The sequence below is a fragment of the Sphingopyxis sp. 550A genome (genome assembly GCF_053569535.1).
This window is the reverse complement of record NZ_CM131615.1, coordinates 3,717,737-3,730,874: the sequence shown is the minus strand read 5'-3', so window position 1 is coordinate 3,730,874 and position 13,138 is coordinate 3,717,737. Positions and strand designations below refer to the sequence as shown.

12 protein-coding genes are annotated in these 13,138 nt (G+C 65.7%); 4 read left to right on the top strand and 8 right to left on the bottom strand.

Annotation, left to right across the window (positions count from 1 at the left end):
• Positions 1 to 5: 5 nt before the first annotated feature.
• The 8 genes from ACVENA_RS17990 to ACVENA_RS17955 form a co-directional block, all read right to left on the bottom strand.
• Positions 6 to 809: an SDR family NAD(P)-dependent oxidoreductase gene (locus ACVENA_RS17990; protein WP_449326499.1), complete on the bottom strand. Its 804-nt coding sequence runs from the start codon at positions 807 to 809 to the stop codon at positions 6 to 8.
• Positions 810 to 811: 2 nt separating this feature from the next.
• Positions 812 to 1,585 carry an SDR family NAD(P)-dependent oxidoreductase gene (locus ACVENA_RS17985; RefSeq protein WP_257545703.1) on the bottom strand — a complete coding sequence of 258 codons (774 nt, stop codon included), beginning with the start codon at positions 1,583 to 1,585 and terminating at the stop codon, positions 812 to 814.
• Entirely contained in the window at positions 1,582 to 2,655 is a 1,074-nt protein-coding gene (locus tag ACVENA_RS17980; RefSeq protein WP_449326498.1) for a phosphotransferase family protein, read from the bottom strand. Before ACVENA_RS17980 ends, ACVENA_RS17985 begins: the two co-directional genes overlap by 4 nt.
• Positions 2,652 to 3,743, bottom strand: coding sequence for a Zn-dependent alcohol dehydrogenase (locus tag ACVENA_RS17975; RefSeq protein ID WP_297661200.1), 1,092 nt, complete (start codon positions 3,741 to 3,743; stop codon positions 2,652 to 2,654). The genes ACVENA_RS17980 and ACVENA_RS17975 overlap by 4 nt, the downstream gene beginning before the upstream one ends.
• A 116-nt stretch (positions 3,744 to 3,859) precedes the next feature.
• A complete protein-coding gene (locus ACVENA_RS17970; protein ID WP_449326497.1) occupies positions 3,860 to 5,149 on the bottom strand; it encodes an acyl-CoA dehydrogenase family protein in 1,290 nt (429 codons plus the stop codon).
• A gap of 123 nt (positions 5,150 to 5,272) precedes the next feature.
• Positions 5,273 to 6,709: an MFS transporter gene (locus ACVENA_RS17965; RefSeq protein ID WP_449326496.1), complete on the bottom strand. Its 1,437-nt coding sequence runs from the start codon at positions 6,707 to 6,709 to the stop codon at positions 5,273 to 5,275.
• Positions 6,706 to 8,145: an MFS transporter gene (locus ACVENA_RS17960; protein WP_257545691.1), complete on the bottom strand. Its 1,440-nt coding sequence runs from the start codon at positions 8,143 to 8,145 to the stop codon at positions 6,706 to 6,708. Before ACVENA_RS17960 ends, ACVENA_RS17965 begins: the two co-directional genes overlap by 4 nt.
• Positions 8,142 to 8,999 carry an SDR family NAD(P)-dependent oxidoreductase gene (locus ACVENA_RS17955; protein ID WP_257545689.1) on the bottom strand — a complete coding sequence of 286 codons (858 nt, stop codon included), beginning with the start codon at positions 8,997 to 8,999 and terminating at the stop codon, positions 8,142 to 8,144. The genes ACVENA_RS17960 and ACVENA_RS17955 overlap by 4 nt, the downstream gene beginning before the upstream one ends.
• 170 nt (positions 9,000 to 9,169) lie before the next feature.
• On the opposite strand from ACVENA_RS17955, the gene ACVENA_RS17950 reads away from it, so the two are divergent.
• The 4 genes from ACVENA_RS17950 (at position 9,170) to ACVENA_RS17935 (ending at position 13,106) form a co-directional block, all read left to right on the top strand.
• The gene (locus ACVENA_RS17950; RefSeq protein ID WP_449326495.1) at positions 9,170 to 10,351 is read left to right on the top strand and encodes an acyl-CoA dehydrogenase family protein; all 1,182 of its coding nucleotides are present in this window, start codon (positions 9,170 to 9,172) and stop codon (positions 10,349 to 10,351) included.
• Between the two features lie 3 nt (positions 10,352 to 10,354).
• Entirely contained in the window at positions 10,355 to 11,473 is a 1,119-nt protein-coding gene (locus tag ACVENA_RS17945) for an acyl-CoA dehydrogenase family protein (RefSeq protein ID WP_449326494.1), read from the top strand.
• Positions 11,474 to 11,617: 144 nt separating this feature from the next.
• Positions 11,618 to 12,421 carry an SDR family oxidoreductase gene (locus tag ACVENA_RS17940; RefSeq protein WP_449326493.1) on the top strand — a complete coding sequence of 268 codons (804 nt, stop codon included), beginning with the start codon at positions 11,618 to 11,620 and terminating at the stop codon, positions 12,419 to 12,421.
• Between the two features lie 172 nt (positions 12,422 to 12,593).
• Positions 12,594 to 13,106 (top strand): hypothetical protein, encoded by a 513-nt coding sequence (locus ACVENA_RS17935; protein ID WP_449326492.1) that lies wholly within the window; start codon positions 12,594 to 12,596, stop codon positions 13,104 to 13,106.
• Positions 13,107 to 13,138: the final 32 nt, after the last annotated feature.

The window sequence follows — 13,138 nt, the reverse complement described above, 5'->3', positions numbered from 1 at the left end:
CCTCCCTAGTGCGAGGTCTGGCCCAGAAGCTGGCGCGTCACCGGGTGCGAGCTGGTGAGGCCGCCATCGACCGCGATCGCCTGTCCATTGACATAGCTCGCCTGATCGCTCGCGAGGAAGAGCGCGACATTCGCGAGCTCTTCGGGCTGCGCGGCGCGGCGGAGCGGGTTGAGCTGGCCGAGCTTGTGCGTGACCTCCTTGGCGCGCGCATAATCGAAGGTCGGCTTGGTCATCCCGGTTTCAGTGAGCCCGGGGCAGACCGCGTTGACGCGCACGCCGCTCGTGGAAAGCTGCTGCGCCGCGACCTTGGCGAGGTTGATGACGCCCGCCTTCGACGCCGAATAGGCGCCCGGCCCCGCGCCCGAATTGAGCCCCGCGACGCTGGCCGTGAGGACGATCGCGCCGCCGCGGCCCTGATCCACCATCGCCTTGCCGGCGTGCTTCACCATCAGCGCCGGGCCGATCAGGTTGACGCGCAACGTCTCGGCCCAGGCGGCGGGGTCGAAATCGAAGATGCCGCCCATGTCGCCGATGATCCCGGCGTTGGCGAAAGCCACGTCGAGCCCGCCGAAACTGTCCTTTGCGGTCGCGACCAGCTTCGCGACATCGGCCTCGACCCCGGCGTCGATTTCCAGCGCGACGACCTCGCCGCCCGCGTCCTTCACCGCCCTGGCGGTGTCGTGCACCGCCGCGGTCTTGTCGCCGATGACGAGCTTCGCGCCCTCGGCGGCGAAGCGCAGCGCACTTGCGCGGCCGATGCCGCTGCCCGCGCCGGTGATGATCGCGATCTTGCCGTCCAATGCGCCCATGTTCATCCTCCGCTCGAAGTATTGCCGCCGTCGATGACGATCGTCTGACCTGTGGTGAAGCCGCCTGCGCGGCTCGCGAGAAAGACCGCGGCTCCCGCGATTTCCTCGGGCTCGCCGATGCGGCGAAGCGACGAGCGGCGCGTCGATATTTCCAGCGTGTCGGGATTTTCCCACAGCGCCCGCGCGAAGTCGGTCTTGATGAGGCCGGGCGCGATGCAGTTCACGCGCACGCCCTGCGGCCCGAATTCATCGGCGAGGTTGCGCGCCATTTGCATGTCGGCGGCCTTGGAGATCGCATAGGCGCCGAGGATCGACGACCCCTTGAGGCCCCCGATCGAGCTGATGATCGTGATCGACCCCTTGCCCGCCGTGAGCATCGCCGGCGCGCACATATGAATCAGCCAGTGATTGGCGACGATATTATTGTCGAGGATCTTGCGGAACTGCTCGTCGCTGATCCCCGCCGACGGGCCGTAATAGGGGTTTGAAGCGGCGTTGCAGACGAGCGCGGTGACCGGGCCGAAGGCTGCGGTCGTCGCATCGACCAGATGCTGCAGATCGTCCTTCGACGAGATGTTCGCGGCGACCGCGATCGCGGTTCCGTCGCCATATTTCGCGTTCAGTGCGGCCGCGACCGCGTCGCACGCGTCCTGCTTGCGGCTCGATATCACCACCTTTGCGCCCTGTTCGGCCATCGCTTCGGCGATCGCCTTGCCGATGCCGCGCGACGACCCGGTGATCAGCGCGACCTGGCCCGTCATGTCGAACAGGCTCATGCGCCGGCCTTTCGCGCAAAGTCCCAGGCCTTTTCGGCGAGCGGCAGGACGCGTTCGGACATCGCCTTGGCGTGCGCCGATGACGCGGTGCCGTCGATGACGCGCTTCTTGATCCCCTGCATGATTCCGGCGAGGCGGAAGAAATTATAGGCGAAATACCAGTTCATGTCGGGCACGCCGTCGCGGCCGGTGGCGGCGCAATAACGCTCGACGACCTCGTCGAGCTCGGGAATGCCGAGGCTCTTGCGGTCGAGGTCCATGACGCCCGATCGCCCGCCATTCTCGGTCACCCATGCCATTGCGACATAGGTGAAATCGGCGAGCGGATCGCCGAGCGTCGACAGTTCCCAGTCGAGCACCGCGAGCACCTCGGGCCGGTCCTTCGCGAAGATCATATTGTCGATGCGATAGTCGCCATGGACGACGCTGGTGCGCGTCTGCTCGGGCAGCGTCGCGGGCAGCCAGGCGATCAGCCGCTCCATCTCGTCCATCGTCTCGGTTTCGGACAGCTTGTACTGCTTCGTCCAGCGGTCGACCTGGCGGCCGAAATAATTGCCGGGCTTGCCGAAGTCCGCCAGCCCCGCCGCCTCGACATCGACGTTGTGCAGCGCGGCGAGCGTGTCGATCATCGCATCATAGGTCGCGCGGCGGTTTTCGGGGGTCGAGCCGGGCATCGACCCGTCCCAGATGGTCTGGCCGTCGACCATTCCCATGACATAGAACCAGCTGCCGACGACGCTGTCGTCGGTGCACAGCCCATATTGGCGCGCGACCGGGAAGCCGACCTTATGAAGGCCGGCCTGCACCTTATATTCGCGGTCGACCGCGTGCGCCGAGGGGAGCAGCGGACCGAAGGGTTTGCGGCGGAGGACATAATTGCCCGACGGCGCCGAAATCTTGTAGGTCGGGTTCGACTGGCCGCCGGCGAACTTGCCTTGCGTCAGCGGGCCCTGAAAGCCAGCGACATTCGCTTCCATCCACGCCGTCAGCTTCGCCTCGTCGAGGCGGTCGGAACCTTCGGGTGCGACGGTGCCGCTGAAGGCCTTTTGCGCGTCGAGACCCGTCGTCATTGGTCGAACACGATCACCGACCGCGCGGCATCGCCTTTCTTCATCTTGTCGAATCCTTCGTTGATCTTTTCGAGCGGAATCGTTTCCGCGACGATGCTGTCGAGGTCGAGCAGCCCGCGCAGGTAGAAATCGACGAGGCGCGGAATGTCGACCGGGAAGCGGTTGCCGCCCATGATCGCGCCCTGAAGCTTCTTGCCCGAGAGCAGGTCCATCGCGCCGAGCCCGACCTTTTCCGAAAGCGGCATCATGCCGAGGATCGTCGCGGTGCCGCCGCGGCGGAGCGAGGCGACCGCGAGGCTCGCCGAGGCCGGACGCCCGACCGCTTCGATCGCATGATCGACGCCGCCCTTCGTCAGCTCGACGATCTGCTTCGCGGCATCGTCGGCGAGCGCGTCGACGACGTCGGTCGCGCCCAGCTTCTGCGCCAGCGCGCGCTTTTCGGGAACCGGATCGGCGGCGATGATGCGCCCCGCGCCCGCGATCTTCGCGGCGTTGATCGTCGCGAGCCCGACGCCGCCGCAGCCGACGACCGCGACCGTCTCGCCCGGGGTCACCTTGCAGGCGTTGAAGATCGTCCCCGCGCCCGTCGTCACCGCGCAGCCGATCACCGCGGCGCGGTCGAGCGGCATGTCGGGGTCGATCGCGACGCACGCATGTTCGTGGACCAGCATGACCTCGGAGAAGGCCGAGAGATTGAGCATCTGATTGACCGGCGATCCGTCGGGGCGCGTGATGCGCGGTGCCGATCCAACGGGGCGGCGCGTGTCGCCGCCCATGCACAGCGACATGCGGCCGCTGACGCAGAACTCGCAATGGCCGCAGAAGGCGCTGAGGCAGGTGACGACCGCGTCGCCCGGCTTCACCGTGCGGACCTCGCTGCCGACCGCCTCGACGATCCCCGCCGCCTCATGGCCGGGGATCGCGGGCAGCGGATGCGGATAGGCGCCGTCGATGAAATGCAGGTCCGAATGGCAGAGGCCACACGCTGCGGTGCGGATGCGCACTTCATGCGGGCCGGGCTTGTCGACGACGATCTCTTCGATCTGCAGCGGTTTGCCCGGTTCGATCAGGACGGCGGCTTTGGTCATTCTATGCTTCCCTCATTGCCGTTCGTGCTGAGCTTGTCGAAGCACCGTTCTTCCTTCTCATGTCGTCAAAAGAAAAGAACGGCCCTTCGACAGGCTCAGGGCGAACGGATCAAGATTTAACGTGACACCCCGATGTCGCCCGACGAGAAACCGGGATCGCTAGCGGGCGAATGCTTCGCCAGCTCGATGCGCGAAATCGCGCGCGCATGGACCTCGTCGGGCCCGTCGGCGAGGCGCAGCGTGCGCTGGTGCGCATAAGCCTTGGCGAGGCCGAAATCTTCGGACACGCCGCCGCCGCCGTGCGCCTGGATCGCGTCGTCGATGATCTGCAGCGCCATGTTCGGCGCCTGCACCTTGATCATCGCGATCTCGGCCGCCGCCGATTTGTTGCCGACCTTGTCCATCATGTCGGCGGCCTTGAGGCAGAGCAGGCGCGTCATCTCGATATCGATGCGCGCGCGGGCGATGCGCTGTTCCCAGATGCTGTGCTCGGCGATCGTCTTGCCGAAGGCGGTGCGCGACTGGAGCCGCTTGCACATCTTTTCCAGCGCTTCCTCGGCGACGCCGATCGTGCGCATGCAATGGTGGATGCGGCCCGGCCCGAGGCGGCCCTGCGCGATCTCGAAGCCGCGGCCCGCGCCGAGCAGCATCGCATCCTCGGCATTGACGCGCACGTCCTTGAGTTCGATTTCCATATGGCCGTGCGGCGCGTCGTCATAGCCGAAGACGGGCAGGTGGCGCTTGATGTGGATGCCGGGCGTGTCCATCGGCACCGCAAGCATCGACTGCTGCTGGTGGCGCCTGGCGCCGAAATCGGTCTTGCCCATCACGATCGCGACCTTGCAGCGCGGATCGCCCGCGCCCGACGACCACCATTTGGTGCCGTTGATGACATAATCGTCGCCGTCGAGCTCGATCCGCGTCTCGATATTCGTCGCGTCGGACGAGGCGACCTGCGGCTCGGTCATCAGAAAGGCCGAGCGAATCTCGCCGTTCATCAGGGGGCCGAGCCATTTATCCTTCTGCGCGCGCGTGCCATAACGGTGGAAGACCTCCATATTGCCGGTGTCGGGCGCCGAACAGTTGAACACCTCGCTCGCGAAGCCGACGCGGCCCATCTCCTCGGCGCACAGCGCATATTCGAGATTGGTGAGGCCGGGGCCTTCGAACTCGAACGTCTCGTCGACATGATGGTGCGCGCCGCTGCGCGGGGGCATGAACAGGTTCCAGATGCCCGCGGCCTTCGCTTCGGCCTTCAGATCCTCGACGACCTGGATCACCTTCCAGCGGTCGCCCGCCTCGTCCTGTTCCTTGTAGGTCGGAACCGCCGGGCGCACCTTGCGCTCGATGAACTCGCGCACCCGGCCCTGCCAATGCTTCTGCCGGTCGGTGAGATCGAAATCCATCTGCGTTCCTTTCCCTTTACGTTTACGTAAACCCTTGGACCGATTCGCCCGCCTTGCCAAGTCCCGCCGCGCAGAAAGTTGCTCCCGCGCGGCGAGTCGCGCAATCCTCCGCCCCCTGTTCCGCTAGGACCGCGGCGCCTCGTCGATCCTGTCGGCAAGCGCCGCGAGTCGCGCCTCGTGGCCGGCCCGGTCGATTGCGTAGCGGCGCAGCCCGGCGGCCGCCATGATTGCGATCAAAATCATCAGCCCGGCGAAGATCCAGCCCATCGTTGCCGCGGCGCTCGCGGGCCAGTCGTCGGGTCGCACGCGCTCGCCGAGCCCGACATAGGCGACGAGCTGGCCGACGGTGAAGATGCCGAGCGCCTGGCCGAATTTCTGCGTCATCAGATAGCCCGCGAAGAAGACCCCCTCGATCCGCGTGCCATGCTCGACTTCGTGCGCCTCGACGATCTCGGCGACCATCGACGAGCAGGAGATATGGCCGACGACCAGCCCGAACAGCGAAATGGTCTGGAGCGTGAGGAGCAGCACCATCGACGGCCAGCCGCCGAGCTCGGGCCACCAGCCGAGGTTGCGCGCCGCATAGGGCAGGAAGGCGACCACACCGCTGAACAGCACCGCGGCGATCGCCGTGTCGCGCTTGCCGAAGCGGCGATGCGCGAGGCCCACCGCAGCAAAGGCGCCGAACACCGCGACCGCGAGGCCGATCGGATAGAGCGCGAGCTGGTCGTCGCTCAGCCGCCAGATATAGAGCATCGTGTAATTGGTCGCGGCGATCGTCGTCGCATAGCCGGTGACGACGAACAGCGCCCCGCTCGCCAGCGCTATGAAGGCGGGATTGCGAAAGGCGAGCGCGATGTCGGTCAGCATCGATGCGCCGTGCGCCCGCACGGGCGGCGGCGGCAGCGCCAGGATGCGCCGCTGCTGCCCCGCCGCCGAGCCGAGCGTCGAGACGAGGATCAGCACCGCGCCGAACAGGCCGAAGGCGGCATAGCCCGACGGATCAAGCAGGCCGCTCTTCGCCGGGTCGTCCGACTTCAGGAAATAGCCATAGGCGAGCGCGGTCGCGGCGAGCCCGCCGAGCCAGCCGAACAGGAAACGAAAGCGCATCAGCGTGGTGCGCTCGTCATAATCGCGCGTCAGCTCGGCGACGAGCGACACCGACGGAATCTCGCACGCCGAGACGAGCACGCGCACCGCGACGACGTTGAGGATCAGACCGAGGGTCGAATGGCGGGCGACGTCGGGCGACACCCAGAGCAGTGCCCAGGCGATCGCCATCGGCAGCGCCGCGCCATAGAGCCACGGCAGCCGCCGCCCGAGCCGCGTCCGCGTCGCGTCGGACAGGCGGCCGATCAGCGGATCGACGAGCGCGTCGACCAGCATCGCGCCGATCAGCACCAGCGACACGACCCGCGGGTCGAAGCCGAGCACCTGATTGTAATAGATCATGAAGAAGGTGGTGAGCCCCGCCTCCTTCACGCCCATGGTGACGCTGCCCAGCCCGTGCGCGAGCTTGATCCGCGTCGGCAGCGGGGCGGTTGATGCGGTAGCGGTCATTGAAGCCCGGCGGCTTCCGACGCAGCCAGCGCCGCGACGCGGGCTTCATGGTCGGCGCGGTTGATCGGAAAGCGGGCGAAGGTCCAGGTCGAGGCGATTGTCGCGACGACGACGATCAGGCTGTAGCTGACCACGAGCCAGTCGATCACGTCGGGTGCGACCTGACCCGGAACCGCTTTCGAGGGCAGTCCCGACAGGCTGATCAGCAGGCCGGTCAGCCCGATGCCGACCGCGGTCGCGCATTTCTGGACGAACATCCAGCCGGCGGCGAAAATTCCCTCGGTGCGGCGTCCGGTCTCGACCTGCGACGCCTCGACGACGTCGGCCAGCATCGACTGGCCCGAGATCATCACCATCACCGCATTGACGTTCGATATAAGGATGAAGGCCATCAGCAGATTGCTCGAAAAGGCCGACCCGATCGCCGGCCAATGCCCCGACAGGAACAGCGCGAAGGGCACGGTCCAGAAGATCGTGCTGATCACCCCGCACACCACCGCGACCTTCTTCTTGCCGAAGCGGTGATGGAGCGGCTGCACGATCACGAAGGCGATCATCACGCTCACCATCAGCAGCCATGGCAGCGCCGCGAAGGCGCCTTCGGAAAAGCGCCAGACATAAAGATAGAGGAAGTTCGAGATGGTGAAGGTCATCTGCGTGCTCGAAATCGCGATCAGCGAGGCGCCGAGCAGGATCAGCGCGGCGGGATGGCGCAGCGCCTCGAAAATCTCGGCAAAGGCCTGTTTCGGCGATGCGGGCTCGGGTTTCGTCGCCGGCCAATGCGCGACGCGGCGATGCTGGCCGAGCGCCGAGACGATCACCGTCACCCCCATGATCAGCGCGCCGCAGAGGCCATAGAGCCAATAGCCGGACGGGTTGAGCTGGCCGAACTCGTGCGTCGCGTCGGCGCGCAGGAAGACGGTGTTGGCGAGGAAGAAGACGAGCAGCCCGCCACCCCAGGCGAAGAGAAAGCGAAAGCGGACGAGCGCGGTGCGCTCGTCATAGTCGCTCGTCAGTTCGGCGACGAGCGATTGCGACGGCACTTCGCAGCACGAGACGAGCGTGCGCACCAGCATCGCGACCACGACCAGATAGGCGAAGATATGCGTATGGTCGGCCGGCGGCGACCACAGCAGCATCCACGCGAGCCCGAGCGGCAGCGGCGCCAGATAGAGCCACGGATGGCGGCGTCCCCAGCGCGTATAGGTGCGGTCGGAGAAATAGCCGATCAGCGGATCGACGAACGCGTCGGCGAGCAGCGCGAACATCAGCGCGAGCGAAACAAGGCTCGCGTCGAGCCCGACCACCTGGCTGTAGAAGATCAGCAGGAAGGTCGAAAAGCCGTTGTCCTTGACGCCATAGGCGACGCTGCCGAGCCCGTGATAGAGCTTGAGGCCCAGCGGCAGCCGCGTCTGCGGCGGCGTGTCGGCGCTCACGCGGCGGTTCCGGCCTGAGCGGCTTCCTCCATCGCGGTCAGCGCGTCGAACATCCCCGGCGCCTCGGGATCCCAGGCGTGACGCTGGCCGATCGTCAGCCCGCCGTCGACGAGCATGTGGGTGCCGGTCATGAACGAGCTGTCCTCGCTCGCCAGATAGGCGACGGCGTTGGCGATATCCTCGGGCTGGCCGCCGCGCGCGACCGGCTGCGCGTGCGCGCTCATGTCGGCGATGATCGCCTTCGCCGCGTCCTTGCTCGCGTCGGGCACCTCGAGCGACGAGGTGAAGATATTGGTGTTGATGAAGCCGGGGCAGATCGCGTTCACGCGGATGCCATATTGCGCAAGGTCGGTCGCCGCGACCTTGGTCAAGTGGAGCACTCCCGCCTTGGCGACCGCATAGGCGGTCGGCGAATAGCCGGCGCCGAGCGCCGCAACGCTCGCGGTGTTGACGATGCTGGCGCCCTTGCGCCCCTTCATGTGCGGGCTCGCATAGCGGATGCCCATTGCGACCGATTTCAGAATCAGGTCCATTGAGCGGTCCCAGCCCTCTGGCGTGATCTCGTCGATCGGGGCGCGATCGCCGCCCGCAGCGGCGTTGTTGAAGACGATGTCGATCCCGCCCGTCTTTTCGGCGGCGGTGTTCATCAGCGCCTCGATGTCGCTCGGCACGGTGACGTCGCAGCGGACGAAATCGATCTTGCCGTTTGATTGCTCGGCGAGCGCCTTGCCGCCCGCTTCGTCGATATCGGCGGCGAAGACGTGCGCGCCTTCGCCCGCGAGTTTCAGCACCGCCGCCTTGCCGATGCCCGATGCCGCGCCGGTAATCACGGCGACCTTGCCTGCGAATCGCATATCTCTGCTCCCGTTTTCTTTTGCCACCTAGCTTAGGCGCGAAGCGGCCATCGTCAACGGCTCTCGACCTTCCGTTACGGCGCCGTAGCGTCGGTTCCCGCACTCAAGTTGACGCTTGCGTAAAGGAGCGATCAGGCCTTAGTTTCGTGCCCAGAAGAGGAGCCTTTGAGATGAGCGATCTGGACGCCTTCCGCATCGAAGTGCGCGCGTGGCTGGAAGCCAATTGTCCCCCCGAAATGCGCGAACCGATCCGCGACGAAGACGACGTCTGCTGGGGCGGACGCAAATTTAAGTTCAAGAATGCCGCGCAGAAGCAGTGGCTCGATGCCTGCGTAGCCAAGGGCTATACCGTCCCCGACTGGCCGAAGCCCTATGGCGGCGCCGGGCTGACCCCCGAAGAGACCAAGGTCCTCAAACAGGAAATGAAGCGCATCCACGCGCGCTCGCCGCTCGACAGCTTCGGTATCTGGATGCTCGGCCCCGCGCTGCTGCAATTCGGCACCGAGGAACAGAAGGTCCATTATCTGAACCCGATCGCGCGCGGCGAAATCCGCTGGTGCCAGGGCTATTCGGAACCCGGCTCGGGCAGCGACCTCGTCTCGCTCCAGACGTTTGGCGAGGACAAGGGCGATCATTGGGTCGTCAACGGGTCGAAGATCTGGACCAGCTATGCCGACAAGGCCGACTGGATTTTCTGCCTCGTCCGCACCGACAAGGCGAACAAATATCAGGGCATTACCTTCATGCTCTTCGATATGGAGAGCAAGGGCGTCACGACCAAGCCGATCCTGCTGATTTCGGGCAACTCGCCCTTCTGCGAAACCTTCTTCGACGATGTCGAGGTGCCGAAGACGCAGTTCGTCGGCGAGATCAACCGCGGCTGGGACGTCGCCAAATATCTGCTCGGTCACGAACGCGAGATGATCTCGGGCGGCGGCGCGGGCGGCGACATGGTCAGCATCGGCGGCGCCTTCGCCAAGGCGTTCGGCAAGAATGCGGCCGGCGAACTCGACGATCCGATCCTTCGCGCCGAGATGGCGGCGTTCGACGTCGACGTCTTTGCCTACCGTGCGATGGGCGAGCGCTTCATGGACATGTGGAAGACCGGTCGTGCGCATCCCGCGTCGTCGAACATGATGAAATATGTCGGCACCGAACTCAACAAGCGTCGCCACGAACTGGTGATGTCGGGTGGCGGCAGCGACGCGCTCGAATGGGACAGCGAGGAAAGCAAGGGCGGCGCCCGTGCGCGGACCTGGCTTCGCACCAAGGCCAATTCGATCGAAGGCGGAACGAGCGAAGTGATGCTCAACGTCATCGCCAAGCGCATCCTTGATTTGCCCGGAGCCTGATTCATGCCGCTTTATCACAACGACGACCAGGCGATGCTCAAGGATAGTGTCGCGCCCTTCGTGGCTGAACAGGCCCCGGTTTCGCACCTTCGCCAGCTTCGCGACAGCGCCGACGCCACCGGCTTCTCGCGCGACCTCTGGGCCCAGTTCACCGAAATGGGCTTGCCCGGCATGCTCGTTCCCGAAGCGCACGGCGGGCTCGGCATGGGGCATATGGAGGCGGGCATCGTGCTCGAGGAGATCGGCCGCAACCTGACCCCGTCGCCGTTCCTCGCGACCAGCGTCGGCGCGGTCGCCGCACTCGCGAAGGCGGGCGGCACGCAGGCGGGCCGCTGGCTCCCCGCGATCGCCAGCGGCGAAGCGATCGTCGCGCTCGCGATCGACGAAGGCGCCAAGCACCGCCCCGACCGCATCGCCACCACCGCGACCCGCGCTGGCAACGGCTTTCGCCTCGACGGCAAGAAGAGCTTCGTTCTTCACGGCCATGTTGCCGACATGAGCATCGTCGCCGCCAAGACCGATGGCGGCATCACCTTGTTCGCAGTGCCCAAGGACGCGAAGGGCCTGACCGCCGACCCGCGCCGCCTCGTGGACAGCAGTCTCGCGAGCCACGTCACCCTCGATGGCGTCGAAGTCGACGCCGACGCGGTGATCGGCGAGGTCGATGCGGGCGGCGACATCCTCGACGCTTTGCTCGCCGCGACGCGCACCGGCGCTGCGGCCGAAATGGTCGGCGTCGGTCAGGGCGCGATGGATCGGACCGTCACCTACCTCAAGGAACGCAAGCAGTTCGGCAAGCTGATCGGCGAGTTCCAGGGCCTCCAGCACCGCGCCGCGCATCTCTATGGCGAGATGGAGGTGGCGCGCGCCACGGTGATGAAGGCGCAGCAGCTCCTCGACGAAGGCAGCGAGGGCGCGAAGCTGATGGTCTCGGTCGCCAAGGCCAAGGCCGGCCGCGCCGCCAACCTCGCGGTGCGTGAGGGCGTGCAGATGCACGGCGGTATCGGCATGACCGACGAATATGACATCGGCCTCTATATGAAACGCGACCGCGCGCTCGCCGAATATATGGGCGATGTGCATTATCACATCGACCAGGTTGCGCGGATGAACGGCTACTGAGTTGAACCCATCCCCTCCCGCTGGCGGGAGGGGCAGCGAGAGTTGCGAGCTTGCTCGCTACTCGCAGCGGGGTGGGCAACCGCACCGTTGCTGGCCCACCCCTAACCCCTCCCGCAAGCGGGAGGGGAATATCGGAGAACGACAATGAATCTTCAGGACATGTTCGGCCTCGATGGCCGCATCGCACTCGTCACCGGCGGCTCGCGCGGCATCGGCAAGATGATCGTCGAGGGCTATCTCGCCGCGGGCTGCGCGCGCGTCTATATCTCGGCGCGCAAGACCGCGCAGATCGAGGAAGCCGTTGCCGATTTCGAAACGCGCTATCCGGGCAAGGTCATCGGGCTTCCCGTCGACCTCTCGACCGTCGAGGGTTGCCGCGCGCTCGCCAAGGAGCTCGAAGCGCGCGAGGAGCGGCTCGACATCCTCGTCAACAACGCCGGCGCCGCGTGGGGCGAACCCTTTGAAGGCTTCCCCGAGGCGGGCTGGGACAAGGTGATGGACATCAACGTCAAGTCGCCCTTCTTCCTGACGCAGGCGCTCCACGGCCTGCTCAAGGCCGCGGGCACCGCCGAGCGTCCGGCGAAGATCATCAACATCGGCTCGATCGACGGTCTGCGCCTCAATCCTTGGGAAACCTATAGCTACCATGCGTCGAAGGCGGCGATCCTTTATCTCACCAAGCGCCTCGCGGCGCGGCTGGTGACCGACCATATCCTCGTCACCGCGATCGCGCCGGGCGCCTTCCAGTCGGACATGAACAAGGCCGCGCGCGACCATGGCGATGCCGTGGCGAAAAGCATTCCGGTCAAGCGCATCGGCAATCCCGAGGACATGGCGGGCGCCGCGATCTTCCTCGCGTCGAAGGCGGGCGACTATGTCGTCGGCGACACGATCGCGGTCGACGGCGGGCTGGTGCACGGCGACCTCAAGACCAGCATCGACGCCTGACCCGTCCCTTATTGTCTTCGTCACCCCGGACTTGATCCGGGGTCCATTCGGCGCTCGCCTTGCAGGTGAGGGCGAATGGATGCTGAATCGAGTTCAGCATGACGATGGATGAGACGTTGACCCGCCAATCTCCAAGGTGTATTATTCAAACAATGCACCAAGGAGATGCCCGATGCGTTTCGCCTATCTGCTCCCCCCGATGATGCTCCTCGCCGCCTGCGGGCAGAGCGAGAAGAAAGACCAGCCCGAAGTTTCGATCAACGCCGGCGACGAAAAGGGCGGCGTCCACATCAGCGCCGACAAGGACGGCGGCCGGATCAAGATCGGCGGCGACGGCGCCGGGATCGACATGAAGCTCCCCGATTTCGCCAACCTCGATATCGAGAGCGATTTCGACATCGACGGGGTGAAGCTTTATCCCGGCAGCAAGGTCACGACGGTCAACGTCGATGCGATGGCCAAGGACGATAGCGACAAGGCAAAGGTCGAACTCGGCTTTACTGCGCCCGCGGCGCCGACGAAGGCGGCCGACTGGATGGCGGGCGAATTCGCCAAGAAGGGCGTCAAGGTCACCCGCACCGGCGACACGCTCGCGGGCCGATCGAAGGACGGCGACGATTTCACGATCGACTTCGCCCCCGATGGCGCCAACGCCAAGGGCAAGGTGCTGATTACGAAGAGCTGATCTGCGCTTTATGCTTGGTTGTCACCCCGGCG

Excerpts from the sequence above, each read along its gene's own strand:
- ACVENA_RS17955 (WP_257545689.1), bottom strand. The coding sequence starts at position 8,999 with ATGCGATTCGCAGGCAAGGTCGCCGTGATTACCGGCGCGGCATCGGGC.
- ACVENA_RS17980 (WP_449326498.1), bottom strand. The coding sequence starts at position 2,655 with ATGACGACGGGTCTCGACGCGCAAAAGGCCTTCAGCGGCACCGTCGCA.
- ACVENA_RS17990 (WP_449326499.1), bottom strand. The coding sequence starts at position 809 with ATGGGCGCATTGGACGGCAAGATCGCGATCATCACCGGCGCGGGCAGC.
- ACVENA_RS17945 (WP_449326494.1), top strand. The coding sequence starts at position 10,355 with ATGCCGCTTTATCACAACGACGACCAGGCGATGCTCAAGGATAGTGTC.
- ACVENA_RS17975 (WP_297661200.1), bottom strand. The coding sequence starts at position 3,743 with ATGACCAAAGCCGCCGTCCTGATCGAACCGGGCAAACCGCTGCAGATC.
- ACVENA_RS17940 (WP_449326493.1), top strand. The coding sequence starts at position 11,618 with ATGAATCTTCAGGACATGTTCGGCCTCGATGGCCGCATCGCACTCGTC.
- ACVENA_RS17970 (WP_449326497.1), bottom strand. The coding sequence starts at position 5,149 with ATGGATTTCGATCTCACCGACCGGCAGAAGCATTGGCAGGGCCGGGTG.
- ACVENA_RS17985 (WP_257545703.1), bottom strand. The coding sequence starts at position 1,585 with ATGAGCCTGTTCGACATGACGGGCCAGGTCGCGCTGATCACCGGGTCG.
- ACVENA_RS17965 (WP_449326496.1), bottom strand. The coding sequence starts at position 6,709 with ATGACCGCTACCGCATCAACCGCCCCGCTGCCGACGCGGATCAAGCTC.
- ACVENA_RS17950 (WP_449326495.1), top strand. The coding sequence starts at position 9,170 with ATGAGCGATCTGGACGCCTTCCGCATCGAAGTGCGCGCGTGGCTGGAA.
- ACVENA_RS17935 (WP_449326492.1), top strand. The coding sequence starts at position 12,594 with ATGCGTTTCGCCTATCTGCTCCCCCCGATGATGCTCCTCGCCGCCTGC.